Genomic DNA, 14,037 nt, shown 5'->3' on the forward strand with positions numbered 1-14,037 from the left:
AACCTCGGTATACAACAAATACGGTATTCCAGTACCGTTTACGTAACGTCTAAGTCTTACAGTGCGCTTTGCACTTGTTTCGCGACATCTTGTGGTACCCATGCCGTCCAGATTTGTGGGTAATTTTCTAGGAAATGGAACATGGTTTCTTCACCGTCTGCTTGATTGTCTTCCATCCAAGCCAATAGCTCGTTCATGTCCGCGTTAGTGAAACCTCGTTTAGTGAAGTAGTTGTAAGCAGCTGGAGAGCGTGAAGCAAACTCTTCAGTTGTGATCGTATGAACTGGTGAAGGTGGGTACATGGTTGGTTTTGGGGAGTCACATTCCGCTTGAGTGGTGCAGTTTACGAACTCATCTAAGTTAACACCGCTACCAAAGTCGACTTTCACCATGTTGTATTTGCCGAGAACCGCTGTCGGTGCCCAGTAGTAACCAAACCAAGCTTGCTCACGCTCGTAAGCTTTCGCTATCGAACCAGAAAGCCCCGCACTTGAGCCTGGATCAATGATGTCAAAGCCCGATTTTTCCAGATCCATTGCTTTGAATAGGTTGCCTGCACTGATTTGACAGTTCCAACCAGCAGGGCAGCTGTAAAACGCAGATTTGTCTTTGTCTTCTGGATGAGAAAATAGTTTCGCGTGTTTTTTTACGCCCTCAATGGTTTTGATTTCTGGGTATTGTTTTACTAGATAGGCTGGTACCCAAAAACCTTCTTCGCCGCCATCAACCAACGCTTTACCAGCGTAGCGAAGGCGTTTTTCTGCAACACCTTTGTCGAGCGCGTCTTTGAGACTATTACTCCACAGTTCTGGAGCGACATCGGGCTGACCCTTTTCAATCATTGAAGTGCCGGTTGGCATGGTGTCGCCTGGGATAAGTTCAGCATCACAGCCGTAGCCGTGTTCTAGAATAAAGCGGTCTACATTGGCAATCAGAGTTGCCGAGTTCCAGTTCATATCTGCAATTGTGACCGTTCCACACTCGCTTGCATTTGCGTTGGTCGCCAGTGCACCAACCGCTAATAGTAAGGGTGTTTTGTAATTCATTTTGAGTTTCCTTCTCTAATTGTCTTAATAATATTAACGAATTAATTATTAGTGTTCAAATTAATAACCTCTACGTAAGAGATCTGATTTTGTTAGGTAATATGAACAGTAGTGTAAAATTGCGACATTAATTACTAATGAAAATGGAATTTCTCATGTTTTTGTTTTGACTCATAGCATGGCAATTTGATGTTAGTGTGGTTGGCATGGTTTGAAGTCTAATCAATGTGTGGTTGGTTCGCTTTTTTTGCAAGCTAAGTTATTGGCATGAGACTCAGATAGAAAGATGTGTATGTGCTATTCGACGTGAGAGCTCAAGTGAGATGAAAACTGTCGATAATCTCTAATTATGAATAACAACGTTTTGCATATTCTTGGACGACTTCTACGCTTTAAATTCGTTTTAGCAAAGGAGAGCCAAAATGGCTGTATTGAAACAGGACATCCCAAATCGAGTAACGGTTTATCATGATAATGCAGAGCAAGAAATTGAGCTAAAGAATGCGATGCTACCTGAAAAGCCGCGTTACTTTAATGGTTCACCGACTTACCAAGCGGATAGTATTGAAGCATTTGAAAATAAGGTCAGTCAGATTGGATTATCGCTAGATAAGTAACACTCAATATGATGTCTTTTGGACTCAGTAGAAACCAAACGCCCTCATGTCGAGGGCGCATTTTTTAGGTTTATCAAGACGTTCTAGTTTTGTTGAGTGGTTCCCTGACAAACTTGCTTTTGTATTGCCGGAGGAGCCGGTTCGTAATGACTCAGTATCATATTGAAACTGCCTTCCCCACCAGTAATCGAACGCAAGCGGCGAGCGTAATCTTGAAGCTCATTGGCCGGAGATTTAGCCCTTAACATGGTGAAGTTATTATCAATCGGCTCTGTTCCTTCAATGAGTCCTCGATTGCCAGATAGGTCACCGGATACGTCACCAACATTGGAGGTTGGAATATGCAGTTCCATCTGAACAATAGGCTCAAGCACGATAGGAGCGGCATTATTGATGGCATCTAAAAACGCTTTTTTGCCTGCGATGACAAATGCAATCTCTTTGGAGTCAACGGAATGGTACTTACCATCATAAACGGTGACCTCTACATCTTTGATAGGATTTCCTGAGATCGCTCCCTCTTCTAGAGCTTGGACAATGCCTTTTTCAACCGCAGGGATCAGAGAGGTTGGAATCGACCCTCCAACGACTTTATTGATGAACTGAAAGCCTGCCCCACGCTCTAACGGACGAACTCGTAATTGAACCTCACCAAACTGACCAGCGCCGCCACTCTGTTTCTTGTGTCGGTAATGGCCTTCAGCGGGCTTGGTGATGGTTTCGAAGTATTCTACGCTTGGCTGACTGGTTTCGACTTCCAACTTATAGACGCTGGACATTTTCTCAAGCGCTACTTTGAGGTGGAATTCACCTTGTCCACTGATGATGGTTTCATTAGTACGTGCACGATGTTCGATACGCAATGATGGGTCTTCACTGGCGATTTTATTCAGCACGTCACCGAGTTTCTGTTCATCACCACGTTTCACCGGTTTAAGGCACAATGAGTACATCGAATCTGGGAAATTTAATGTCTTAAGCTTGACACCGTCTTCTTCATGGGAGTCATGTACAATGGCATCGAACTCAAGTTCATCCACTTTTGCGAGTACGCAAAAGTCCCCCGCGAGAGCCCTAGGAATTTCTGTACGGTCTTTGCCTTGCAATTGGTACAAATGGCCAACTTTAAACGCTTTGTTGTTTTCACCTATGTACAGTTGGCTGCCTGTATTAATCTCCCCTTGGTAAACGCGCAGATAGGCGAGTTTACCCATGTATGGGTCAACGGTGATCTTGTAGACGTGTGCCACGCTATGCTCGAGAGTGTCGCAGTTTACCTTGACCTTCTGACCATTTTTTTCTAATAGTGGCGGGTTACCTTCATTTGGCATTGGCATGATTTCGGCTAAGGTTCTTAACAAAAGCTCTACGCCTGCGCCTGTCTCAGCCGATACAAAACAAATCGGTACTACGTGTCCCGTTCTGAGTGCTTCTTCAAAGGGATCGTGTAGCTGTTCTGGCGTGAGTTCGGATCCTTGCTCAAGGTACAATTCCATCAATTCTTCATCGACTTCGATAACTTGGTCTATCAACGTCTCGTGCGTGTCTGCCACACTCGCAAGCAGCGTTTCACGTTCAACTTCTGGTTCAAAGTAGCAATCGACGACGGACTGGCCATCAGCGGAAGGTAAGTTAATTGGTAGGCAATTATCACCAAAATGGCCAAGGATACTATCCATCAGGGCTTCAAGTTGGTTGCCATGATTATCAAGCTTGTTGATGATGATCATTTGACACTTTTTCTGCTCTTTGGCGAAAGCAAATAAACGGTCAGAGGTTTGGTTGATAGGCGCTTGTGGATCGATGATCAATGCGGAGGTTTCAACGGCCGGGTAAATACTGATCGTTCGTCCAAGTAATTCACTCTGTCCTGGAGTATCGATAATATTGAGACGGTGTTTATTCCAACTTAGGCTGACGGGAGTGGCTTCGATACTGTGTTGATATTGGATAGACTGTGGGTCGAAGTCGGTGACTGTGTCGCCGTTTTCCACGCTCCCGAGGTGATTGGTGGCTTGACAGGTATAGAGTAGTTTTTCGATCAGTGTCGTTTTACCGGTACCGGTTTGACCGACAAAGGCGATGTTGCGGATTTTATTGATAGGCATAGAGCCTCCTTGCAAATAACGTACAGAACCGAGCGATTCAAAGATTAACCTGTGAGCAGGTCACGAACTGCATTGGAGTAGGCGGGTTTACCGCCTGTTCGTCTTCCACGTCATTTTGCGAATGACTCTGTGCATACCACCACCTTGCTGAAAATAGCATTGAGAGGTTTCTTGACTATTAGTATGTCGCAATAACCACAGAAATTGTGTGATTTATTTCATGCTGAAAGCGATCGTTTTTTAATCTAGGTCATGAAATTGTTGATGTCACGTCGATTTGTGCCTTTGAGCTATCGAAAGAGTCTTGAACGTGGAAGAAGGGAGATTGATTTTATCATCAATCGATTAGAAGGCGTGTAAGCCAAAGTGACTCTGCATGAACAGGCTGCGCACCCTGATCTTATTTTCGTTGCTAAGTATTGCAACTTTCGATGAAGCTTTCCTTTGAACGGATTAGCGAATTTTTATTGTACGAAAATATGTTAAGTTGATTTTTCTTTCACCCTTAAGGCAATTTGAGGGTATTTGTCTAATAAGCAAGGAGTGAGCGATGGACATCAGTGTGGGCGAGGTAGCTAAGCGATCAGGAGTGAAGGTATCGGCACTGCACTTTTATGAGCAAAGAGGGCTGATTTCAAGTTGGCGCAATCAAGGTAACCAGCGTCGTTATCATCGCAGTGTGTTACGGCGCGTGGCGGTGATCAAAGCGGCGCAACAAGTAGGCTTGTCGTTGGAAGAGATCAAGCAAGCGTTGGAAGAACTACCTAAGCACCAAGCTCCGAACAAGGCGCAATGGGAAACCATGGCAAGCCAATGGCACGCTCAACTGGAACAAAAAATTCAAAAGTTGAAGGCGTTACAAAATGATTTGGGCAGTTGCATTGGATGCGGTTGCTTGTCACTGGAGACTTGCGCGTTACGAAATCCGGAAGATGTACTGGGGAACGAGCAGTCTGGGTCGAGTCTCAATTTAACCTGAGGTCGTTACTCTTTATCAAAACTATCGACCACTATTGCCCCCATCGATGCGGGCATAGTGATGACTATCACACGTTTAAATGCAGTGAATGGATCAGTGATAAACGGCAATTTGTTGATGCAAAATAGCACTAGTGCGACGACGACCGCTGCGATGACATAAGCGATGACGACACGGAAAATGAATACTGAAATGCGAGTTCTGATGTTACTTTGAAATACACTTTGGTAGGCAAAAAATCCTAGAAATAGCACCGAAAGGCTAAACAGCATGAGTAGGTTAAACATCGGCAGGTTTTCGCCCAGTCGCCATGCTTCTTCTGAGAATGAGATTGGTACGGCGAGAGTAAAAGCACCAACAAGTACTTGGCTGGCGTCTTCTAGATTGAAATGGCTACTCATGCTGGATTTTCACTGCTCGGGTAGATTGTTATTTAATAGCTGGTCGAAGCGATCATTACCGTGAAGTAGTTCAAGATCTTGTTCATCAGGTAATAGATCTCGGATTGATGGGCTCGCTTCTATCGCACGTTCCAGATCTTCTATTGCCTGCTCTTCAATACCGAGACGGGAATACGCACAGGCTCGTTGGTAAAGCGCTGGCCCATTGGTGTTGTCCACTTCAAGAACTCGGTTACATAAGCTTAATGCCCAGCGGTATTCTTTAATTTCCATCGCAGCATCGGCTTTATAGGTTAGCGCTTCTAAATCGCCAGGGCGAATCAGTAAGATATCATCGTAAATATCAATGCGCTGCTCTGGAGTTTGAGAGCTTTGTGCTCGTAGCCATAAGTTGTGGATTTCATTAATTTTTTCAATCTCTTTATTATTTTCACTGATGATACGAGTCTTACGTTTTAAATCACGTTCAAGTGCCAAGAATTTTTTCTCGTATTCTTGGGCGATCTTTTCTAAGCGCTTATCGGCCATTTCAGTGGTATTGTTTTTGAATTCACGGAGCGATTGCCAACCGACAAACGCAATTAAAGAGGCGACACCGGCAATGATGTAAAAGAAATACGTCACGGTCACATTCGCATAGTTTAATGACTTGTCGGCGACGGTTAACTCGCGGTCAGTGATTTCGACAATCATTCTCCGCTCTAAATCTTGTTGCTCCTGACGCAACGATTTGAGTTCATCGAGTATGTAACGCTCCATAAGCGGTCGGTCTAATAATTCAGACTCGGAATATTTCTCTTCTGACGCGAAAGTTTGGAAAGATAGGAGGGCGGCGAAAAAAATGGCGATAGCTGTACGCATAAAACGTCCTTTTGCGTCGGATTTGAGGATGAATCCTTGAAACCATAGCAAATCGAGATGTGGTTTAGCAAAAATCTCTCAAAAATTATTGTGTTATAAAGTATTGTGACTTATCCATGCCTTGTTCTTAGTTATGTGAATATGCTCTATTTACCTCAAGATGCATGGTTCAGCGAGCATAGACTTCCTTACCCGGAGTTCAGGGTATAAAAGCATCGGTATCATGGATACCCAATGCCTTTACTGAGGTCGATAATCAGCGTTTGACAGCAGTAACGCTAAAGACATGCCAATGCTTGTTGCTTCCTACGGCAGTGGTGCCGTCTTCATCTCGTTCATGAAACGTGGCAACGTCATAGTTCTCAAACAAGGTTTCGATTTGTTGTCTACTCAGGGCCGTTAAATTGGGATGCTGCTGTGAATCGACCCAAGAGTCTTTGATGCCAAGAAAATCACCACAAAATACCCCTCCGGGTTGTAATGAGGCGTCTATTTTTTTCCAGACCTGTGTGAAGTGTTCTTGTGGGCAGAAGAATAGGCTCGCACTGGCGATAAATAGCGTGCAGGATGGGTAGTCAAATTCAGCAAACTCCACCTGCTTAAACGTGTATTTCCTTATGCCTTCGAAGCGTTTTAAGCAAGCTTCAACGGCATTCGGGTGGGGATCGAAGGCGAAGACATCGAAACCTTGGCTAAGTAAAAAATGGGAATCTCTGCCAATGCCACAGCCTGCGTCAATGGCGATTTTGTCCGATAGTGAATGATGCTTTAGAGCTTGCTCAACTTGCGGTCGGTGTGGTTGGGTCGCGATTTTTTTGTAGTATTCATTCCATTCGGCGGACATTGCGTTTCCTTTCTTGTTACGGCGAGTACGACGGATGTGTGAGTCGCTGTTTGTCGTTAGCCTAAACAATTTTGGATTTGAATGTCTGGTGTTTTAATCACAATGTGACCGAGTTAAAGCTGATCCTCAATGGGTAATATGCCAGAAAACCATGCGCCCATTTTTCGCCAAACACTCGCTTCAGGCTCGGAATGAAGTGTTTCACCCGTTGTGACATCTAGCCAAGCAATGTCACCATCCCTAAGTATTATCTGATAAGCGTTTGCTCTAAGTTGCTGTGGCAGTTGATGTAATGACTCTTGCACGTACTCAGGTTGTTCAATCACTACGGCCATTTCGGTGTTCAGTTCTGCTGAGCGGGGATCCCAGTTCATTGAACCGACAAACAAGGTATGCTCATCGATGAGCATGGCTTTGGCGTGCAAACTTGATCGGCTACTGCCTGTAAGACTCCATTTGTTTTTTATGCTTGCGCTGGCTTTGACTTCCCACAGCTGAATACCAGCTTCAACCAAATCTTTACGGTATTTTGCGTACCACCCATGCACCGCAAAAACATCATTCGAAGCGAGGCTGTTGGTTATAATCGTGATATTGACACCTCGTTTCGCGGCTTCAGCTAGCGCTTTAGTGCCGGATTCGGTCGGGACAAAGTAAGGGGAAATCAGCACAAAGGAGTGCTCAATGCTTGCCAAAAGCTCGCTGAGATTGTCCACCAATTGGCTCTCTTGGGTTGCGATTTTATCTGGTAGATCAAACCAGACTCGGCCACGTCCCCAGTACAGCTTTAGTGTGCCTTGTTGCAATTTTTGGTAGAGCGTTAATTCTTTAAAGTTATAGGTACCGGTTGAGAACTTTTCTTTTAATTGCAGTTTTTTTACTTGTGCTTGGATTATTTCATCGCTGACTTTTTCTGACCCAGGGACAATCCACTCCATTGGTATGGCATAGAGGCTGTTCCAGTATAAATCGAACTGATCAGCTGTTTGCTGAACGGTCTCTCCATAAAGCATTAAATCAAAGTCACCAAATTCAACGTTGGACTCAAAAGAAAAGTACTCATTACCAATGTTTCTGCCTCCAACGATGGCTGACACGCTGTCGGCAATCAGAGCCTTATTGTGCATCCGGCGGTTTAAGCGTTCGAAGTCATTGGCAAAGGCAAACAGACGAGCGTCACGATATTGGTGCGGGTTGAACAGCCTGATTTCTATATTTGGGTGCGCGTTAAGTTCGGCCATACCAGCATCATTGCGTTTTTGCATATCATCTAATAAAAGGCGAATACGTACGCCACGTTGGGCGGCTTCGTACAGGCGCCATGTGATCAGTTGGCTCGTTTCGTCATTGCGGTAGATGTAGTACTGCAAATCCAAACTTTTCCCGGCGGATTCAATTAATGCAATTCGAGCAAGTAAGGCATCATGACCTTGATTGAGTGGGTAAAATCCCGTATCTGTCTTTGGTTCTCTATTGTCGCTTCCGAAAAACTTAGCGAGAGATGAGTCTTCTTGATAGCCGTATTGAAAGCTGGTGGATTTTTCACTTGGATCTCTCGGTTGAATGGATGAGCAAGCGGAGATCAGTATCAGCATAGAACCAAATAGCGCTTTCGAGAGAGAACGTAGCAATGCACAATTCCTTGTTTAAATGCAGTCTTACCTTTTGATTATATACTTAAAGTCACTTGGTGAGATATCAAGATGTCATTTTGGTAATAAGCGGAGGTGTGACTGAATTGGAGTTTTGACGTGAGTGAGCAAGAGCCCAAAAGTGGTCTTTGGATCGAGTATTGGTTTATTTTCAGACGGACAATATCATTTTTTTTAGTTATGTATCACATAGGAGTGGTCAATATCACTAATAATTGGCGGTAATTACTAATAGTGAACTGCAATAAATTCAGTTGTCGTTCTAAGTCGCTGAATTTAAATAAATAAGCTATTGGCATGCCCCTTGCCTATAAAGTCGGAGTGTAATTGAGAGTTACTTGCGTAGTTGGTTAATTATTTGTTAATTTTACAGGTTATCTACTGTTCATCGTTTTGTGATTGAAGTTCACAAACTAAGTGTCAGTGCGGCTCTCTTATAAAATTGTCTATTTCAGATGCAGCTATCTCACCGATTGTTCACGGGGATGAGTGGTCAAGTTTTTGAGCGGAACGCTCTTTGACAAGGTTGAACGCTTAATCACAATGAGGGACAGGTAGGTGAATACAACAATAAAAAAGGATTTTTGATGTTAACAAAACCAGTATTACGTTGGCTTTTACCCCTCGTCGTCGTTGGTGGCTCTTATGCGGGTTACGCGGCGATCGCGGCGACGGCCCCAGAAAAAGAGTCGATGAAAACCCCAGTCACTGAGCCAATGGTGCAAACTTCTTCTCTTTTCCCAACTGACCATAAGGTTGTCATCACGAGTCACGGCGAGATGGTTCCTTTCGAAAAAACGCACCTTGCAGCGCAAGTCAGCGGTGAGGTGGTCAGTTGGCACCCCAACTTTGTCACGGGCGGAATCGTTAAACGCGGCGAAGTGTTGTTCACGATAGAAAGTGACAATTATGAGGCTGCGGTATTACAAGCTGAAGCCGGGTTAGCAAGTGCTCGTGCGAAGTTAATTGAAGAGCAAGCGAAAGCTGAAGTTGCTAAGCGACAAGCAAAAAAACTCAGCGACAAACAGGTGACGGACCTTTATTTACGTGAGCCCCAAGTGCTGAGTGCACAAGCTCAGGTCAAATCAGCACAAGCAGCACTTAAGCGTGCTAATCGTGACTTAGACAATTGTGAAGTGATCGCTCCATACGATGCGTTAGTCGTAGAGCGTGAAATTGGTGTTGGTCAATATGTGTCTTCAGGAACGCGCGTCGCAACGCTGAATAATATCGAAGTGGCGGAAATTCATGTGCCGATTGCGGGTTTCGATAGCGCCTTTCTGCCAGAAGCCATCGATGATCTTGATGCTACGGTTACTCAGCAAGGGATTTTATCCACGACACGTGAAGGTAAAGTTGTTCGTGATTTGGGCATGATCGACAGCGCAACGCGTATGATCAATATGGTGATTCAAGTTCAAGATCCTTACGGTTTGAATAACAGCCAAGCACCGATTAAATTTGGCTCTTACGTCGAGGTTAGGTTTACGGGTAAAGAGCTCAAACATATCTATCGCCTTCCTCAAGAGTTGGTGAAAAACCGCACGGTGTGGGTGGTTAACGGTGAAAATGAGCTTCAGCCTCGTGTGGTCAATGTACTTCGTGCTGAAGGGGAGTTTCTGCTCGTTGGTGAAGGTTTAGAGCAATCTGATAAGTTGGTTCTGACACTGCCAGAGTACCCACAGAAAGGTATGGTTGTCCAAGTCGCAAAAAAGAATAACGACTCCGAAACCGTCGTGCAGTAAGTAGGAGTCAATCATGGAAGAGACTAAACAAAAGGGCATCATTGCCTACTTTGCCAATAACTCTGTGGCAGCGAACTTGTTGATGATGTTCATTATCATTATGGGCATTGTGAGTTTCATATTCATCCAGCGCCAGATGTTTCCGAATATCGAAATTAACTACATCAACGTGCGTGCGGCTTATCCGGGGGCTTCTCCTCAAGAGATCGAAGAGAGCATTTTGGTTAAAGTCGAGGAGTCGATTAAAGATGTTACGGGTATCAAAAAGACCGTTGCGCGTGCTTCTCGAGGTAGTGCTCATGTGTCGATTGAAGTTGACGTGAATGCAGACATTAAAGACGTTCTTGATGACATAAAACAACGTATCGACACCATTTCTAACTTGCCAGCAGGCATGGAACCGATGAACGTCTACCAAGCGGAATGGCGTCAGGAAGTGATAGAAATGAGTTTGGTGGGAGATAGACCACTTGAAGAACTCAAGCCGATCGCTAAGCAAGTTGAAGATGAGCTATTGCAACTGAACAACGTCATGCTAGTGGAGTTAAGCGCACCGGAAGAAGAGATTGCTATTGAGGTCGATCCTTTGATCTTACGTAAGTATGACCTCACGCTAAATGACATCAGTAATGCGATTCGTCGCTATTCGGCTAACTTTTCTGCGGGTGAGGTAAAAACGAATTCAGGTATGATCGCGGTTCGTATTGAAAACCAGTACTACCGTGGCGATGAGTTCCGTAACATTCCCGTTAAGTTAGGCGCGAATGGTGCGAAGGTGTTGCTGCAAGATATTGCAACGATCAAGGACGGTTTTACTGAAGAGCAGCGTTACTTTGAGTATTCCGGGCAAAACGCGGTTTACATGGCAGTGAAAGCGACCCGAGATCAAAATATTATCCCAGTGGCGGAATCGGTTCATCACTATATTGAGGCGAAGAATAAAACACTCCCAGATGACATGCAGCTCAAAATTCTTGTTGATATGACCTATTACCTTAATGGTCGCCTCGACATGATGTTGAAGAACCTATTGCAAGGTGCGGCATTGGTAGCGATCATGCTGTCTATCTTCTTGCGTTTCCGTTTGGCGATGTGGGTCATGGTCGGTCTCCCTGTGTGTTTCCTTGGTGCGGTTATGCTGATGCCTACGCTCGGAATTACGGTGAACATCATTTCGTTGTTTGCTTTTATTATGGTGCTTGGCATTGTCGTTGATGATGCGATCGTTACTGGTGAAAGTGCTTACAGTGAAATTGAGGAAAAAGGTGGTGGTGTTGATAATGTGGTTCGCGGCGTTAAACGAGTGGCAACCCCGGCGACGTTTGGTGTTTTAACCACTATTGCGGTATTCGCACCATTTTTGCTTTCAAGCGGCATTGATGGCGCCTTCTTTTACGGCATCGCTGGCGTCGTGATTCTGTGTTTGATCTTCAGCTTAATTGAATCGAAATTGATTCTGCCTGCCCACCTAGCACATACCAACTTTCAACCCATTCAACCTGGCAGTTGGCGTGAGCGCTTCAACCAGCGTTTCTTTGGTTTCGTCAATGGTCCTTATCGTCGTTTTGTGACGCTTTGTACGCACTGGCGTTGGACGGTATTTGCGGTCTTTTGTGGTTTGTTGCTCGTCAGTGCCGCGTTGGTAAATTCTAACCATGTTCGTGTTATCCCAAATCCAAAAGTACCAACGGATTTCCCGGCGATAACGATCGAAATGAACGATACGGTATCAAGTGAACAGACCATCAGTGCGCTAAAAACCATTGAGGGAGTGATGCAAGATATTGAGGCTCAGACCATCAATGAACACGGCCAGGGGATGATTCGGGATGTGCTTTCTTACAATCGTAGTCGCACTGAAGGTCGAATTCTTGTCCCGTTAGTCGATGAGGAACTGCGTCCATTCAATACCTTTGAACTTGCAAGGCGCTGGCGAGAAGCAATGCCAGTGATCCCGGGGATGAAGAGCTTCAAAATCCGTGAGCAAAGTGGTGGTGGCGGTGATCGTGATGAATTTGGTTACTTGTTGTTTGGCTCAGATATTAGTGAGCTCAACGAAGCGGGTCGCTATTTGATTGATCGCTTACAGCAAGAAGAAGGTCTGTACGATGTCTCCTCTTCTATTGATTCTGGCAGCAAAGAAGTTCTACTTTCCCTTGCGCCCGTCGCGTACGATCTTGGTTTGGATCTCACAATAATTGCAGAGCAAGTAGGTGGGAGCTTCTATGGTGGCGAAGCGCAGCGAATTATTCGTGACGGCGAAGAGGTCAAAGTGATGGTTCGTTATCCACAACTGACTCGAGAAGCATATTCATCGTTGCGTTATGCGGTGATCACCACACCCGCAGGCAAGAAAGTAATGCTTGGTGATGTGGTTAACATCAGTGAACAACCCGGTGTGAGTACCATTCGTCGTGAAGGCGGTTATCAGACAGTTTATGTTTATGGCTCGATTGATGAAGCGTTGGTTGAACCGCAAGAAGTGGTTAAGATCATCGATAAGAATATCTTGCCAGACCTTCAGAAAGTGTACCCAAACGTAAAAACGGAATTAGGTGGTGATATTGAAGAGCAGGCCGCCCAGCGTAATGAACAGATCATATTCTTTATCGCCGGCATGATCATTGTGTACATCTTGTTAGCGGTACCATTGAAGAGTTACACCCAACCGTTGATTGTCATGTCCGTCATTCCATTTAGTTTAACGGGTGCGATTTGGGGGCACTTCTGGTTGGACATGGATATCAGTATGATGTCGACTTTTGGCCTGATAGCCGCCGCAGGCGTTGTTATTAATGATTCATTGGTCATGACTGATTACGTCAATCAAGTTCGAGAAAAGGGCATGAGCATCAAACAAGCAGTCGTAGAAGCGGGCTGTGCGCGTTTTCGTGCGATCACACTAACGTCTATTACCACTTTTGCTGGTGTATTGCCTATTATGTTCGAAACCAGTTTGCAAGCTCGCTTTGTTATCCCGATGGCGGTTGCACTAGGCTTCGCGGTGTTGTTTGCAACCGTACTTACTTTGATTTTGGTACCGTGTTTGTATTTGATGTTGGAAGACATAAAAAATATTTTCCGCGCGACCAAGCGCTTCTTTTCGCGAATTATCAAAAAGCTTGGGAAAGAAGAATCGGATGCTATTGGCAAAGAAAGCATACAAAACTAGCCGCTAGCTCCTTACAGAGTTACCCAGTTTTCCAAAGCAGCCTTTAGGCTGCTTTTTTATGGGTGGTAAGCGAGTCAGTAAAGACGGTCTATACTATAAGCGGTATGAATGGATAGTTATTCATGAATTTCGCTGGTTAATTTAACGCCTATAGTGTGAAATTCGCCATCAAGGATGTTGGTAAAAATCACTGATAAAGTTAAATTATTGATATTTAAGGGATAAAAAGTTGGCACTCTATGTGCAAAGTATAAAGTGCAACCCAATGAACTGCTAACCCTTAAGGAGCTTACTATGCAAAGCGTATTTCTTTCTACTCTAGGTCTTATTGCTGTAATGTCATCACCAATCGCTACTGCTAACACTCTAGACAGAGATGAGTGGAGTGCAGATTTGCGTCAAGAATTCAAAACGATGAAGCATGAGGCCGTTGCGGACATTCAACAAATGAACATGGATGCTATCGATGAGCGTGACGAGCGTATTGTTAAGCATATTAAAGAACAGCAAGCACAATTGGCAAAGATCAAGTGCCAAGAGGCAGAGGCGAGTAAGTCGTAACCTCTGAAGAATGCGTTTCTGATTTGGTTGCAAGGAAGAGTGACCAATGAG

At 44.7% G+C, this 14,037-nt stretch carries 11 protein-coding genes; 5 read left to right on the plus strand and 6 right to left on the minus strand.

Annotated elements, in window-relative coordinates:
- Positions 1–56 precede the first annotated feature (56 nt).
- On the minus strand, positions 57–1,046 hold the full coding sequence (locus ACVA54_RS02970) for an ABC transporter substrate-binding protein (protein ID WP_099079661.1): 990 nt from the start codon (positions 1,044–1,046) through the stop codon (positions 57–59).
- Positions 1,047–1,468: 422 nt separating this feature from the next.
- On the opposite strand from ACVA54_RS02970, the gene ACVA54_RS02975 reads away from it, so the two are divergent.
- Complete coding sequence (locus ACVA54_RS02975; protein ID WP_099079662.1) at positions 1,469–1,663, plus strand: hypothetical protein; 195 nt, start codon at positions 1,469–1,471, stop codon at positions 1,661–1,663.
- Between the two features lie 83 nt (positions 1,664–1,746).
- On the opposite strand, the gene fusA is transcribed toward ACVA54_RS02975, so the two are convergent.
- A complete protein-coding gene (fusA, locus tag ACVA54_RS02980) occupies positions 1,747–3,771 on the minus strand; it encodes an elongation factor G (protein WP_099079663.1) in 2,025 nt (674 codons plus the stop codon).
- 550 nt (positions 3,772–4,321) lie between these two features.
- On the opposite strand from fusA, the gene soxR reads away from it, so the two are divergent.
- Positions 4,322–4,750 carry a redox-sensitive transcriptional activator SoxR gene (gene soxR, locus ACVA54_RS02985; RefSeq protein ID WP_099079664.1) on the plus strand — a complete coding sequence of 143 codons (429 nt, stop codon included), beginning with the start codon at positions 4,322–4,324 and terminating at the stop codon, positions 4,748–4,750.
- A gap of 5 nt (positions 4,751–4,755) precedes the next feature.
- Here soxR and ACVA54_RS02990 read toward each other — a convergent pair whose 3' ends face one another.
- The 4 genes from ACVA54_RS02990 to ACVA54_RS03005 all read right to left on the minus strand — a co-directional run bounded on the left by ACVA54_RS02990 (position 4,756) and on the right by ACVA54_RS03005 (position 8,487).
- Positions 4,756–5,151, minus strand: coding sequence for a DUF2391 family protein (locus ACVA54_RS02990; RefSeq protein WP_099079665.1), 396 nt, complete (start codon positions 5,149–5,151; stop codon positions 4,756–4,758).
- A 9-nt stretch (positions 5,152–5,160) separates the two neighbouring features.
- Entirely contained in the window at positions 5,161–6,012 is an 852-nt protein-coding gene (locus ACVA54_RS02995) for a tetratricopeptide repeat protein (RefSeq protein WP_446619119.1), read from the minus strand.
- A 256-nt stretch (positions 6,013–6,268) separates the two neighbouring features.
- Positions 6,269–6,856: a class I SAM-dependent methyltransferase gene (locus ACVA54_RS03000; protein WP_099079667.1), complete on the minus strand. Its 588-nt coding sequence runs from the start codon at positions 6,854–6,856 to the stop codon at positions 6,269–6,271.
- A gap of 113 nt (positions 6,857–6,969) precedes the next feature.
- Entirely contained in the window at positions 6,970–8,487 is a 1,518-nt protein-coding gene (locus ACVA54_RS03005; protein ID WP_446619120.1) for a phospholipase D-like domain-containing protein, read from the minus strand.
- Positions 8,488–9,095: 608 nt separating this feature from the next.
- Here ACVA54_RS03005 and ACVA54_RS03010 point away from each other — a divergent pair.
- The 3 genes from ACVA54_RS03010 (at position 9,096) to ACVA54_RS03020 (ending at position 13,986) form a co-directional block, all read left to right on the plus strand.
- Positions 9,096–10,253 (plus strand): efflux RND transporter periplasmic adaptor subunit, encoded by a 1,158-nt coding sequence (locus tag ACVA54_RS03010; RefSeq protein ID WP_099079669.1) that lies wholly within the window; start codon positions 9,096–9,098, stop codon positions 10,251–10,253.
- 13 nt (positions 10,254–10,266) lie between these two features.
- Positions 10,267–13,425 carry an efflux RND transporter permease subunit gene (locus ACVA54_RS03015; RefSeq protein WP_446649392.1) on the plus strand — a complete coding sequence of 1,053 codons (3,159 nt, stop codon included), beginning with the start codon at positions 10,267–10,269 and terminating at the stop codon, positions 13,423–13,425.
- A 294-nt stretch (positions 13,426–13,719) separates the two neighbouring features.
- Positions 13,720–13,986, plus strand: coding sequence for a hypothetical protein (locus tag ACVA54_RS03020; protein ID WP_099079671.1), 267 nt, complete (start codon positions 13,720–13,722; stop codon positions 13,984–13,986).
- The last annotated feature ends 51 nt before the right edge of the window (positions 13,987–14,037 follow it).

It is taken from the genome of Vibrio sp. PNB23_22_6 (genome assembly GCF_052877535.1).

Bases quoted from the DNA above. Each gene is read 5' to 3' on its own strand.
- fusA (WP_099079663.1), bottom strand. From the start codon at position 3,771: ATGCCTATCAATAAAATCCGCAACATCGCCTTTGTCGGTCAAACCGGT.
- ACVA54_RS02975 (WP_099079662.1), top strand. From the start codon at position 1,469: ATGGCTGTATTGAAACAGGACATCCCAAATCGAGTAACGGTTTATCAT.
- ACVA54_RS03020 (WP_099079671.1), top strand. From the start codon at position 13,720: ATGCAAAGCGTATTTCTTTCTACTCTAGGTCTTATTGCTGTAATGTCA.
- ACVA54_RS02990 (WP_099079665.1), bottom strand. From the start codon at position 5,151: ATGAGTAGCCATTTCAATCTAGAAGACGCCAGCCAAGTACTTGTTGGT.
- ACVA54_RS03010 (WP_099079669.1), top strand. From the start codon at position 9,096: ATGTTAACAAAACCAGTATTACGTTGGCTTTTACCCCTCGTCGTCGTT.
- ACVA54_RS02995 (WP_446619119.1), bottom strand. From the start codon at position 6,012: ATGCGTACAGCTATCGCCATTTTTTTCGCCGCCCTCCTATCTTTCCAA.
- ACVA54_RS03015 (WP_446649392.1), top strand. From the start codon at position 10,267: ATGGAAGAGACTAAACAAAAGGGCATCATTGCCTACTTTGCCAATAAC.
- ACVA54_RS03000 (WP_099079667.1), bottom strand. From the start codon at position 6,856: ATGTCCGCCGAATGGAATGAATACTACAAAAAAATCGCGACCCAACCA.
- soxR (WP_099079664.1), top strand. From the start codon at position 4,322: ATGGACATCAGTGTGGGCGAGGTAGCTAAGCGATCAGGAGTGAAGGTA.
- ACVA54_RS02970 (WP_099079661.1), bottom strand. From the start codon at position 1,046: ATGAATTACAAAACACCCTTACTATTAGCGGTTGGTGCACTGGCGACC.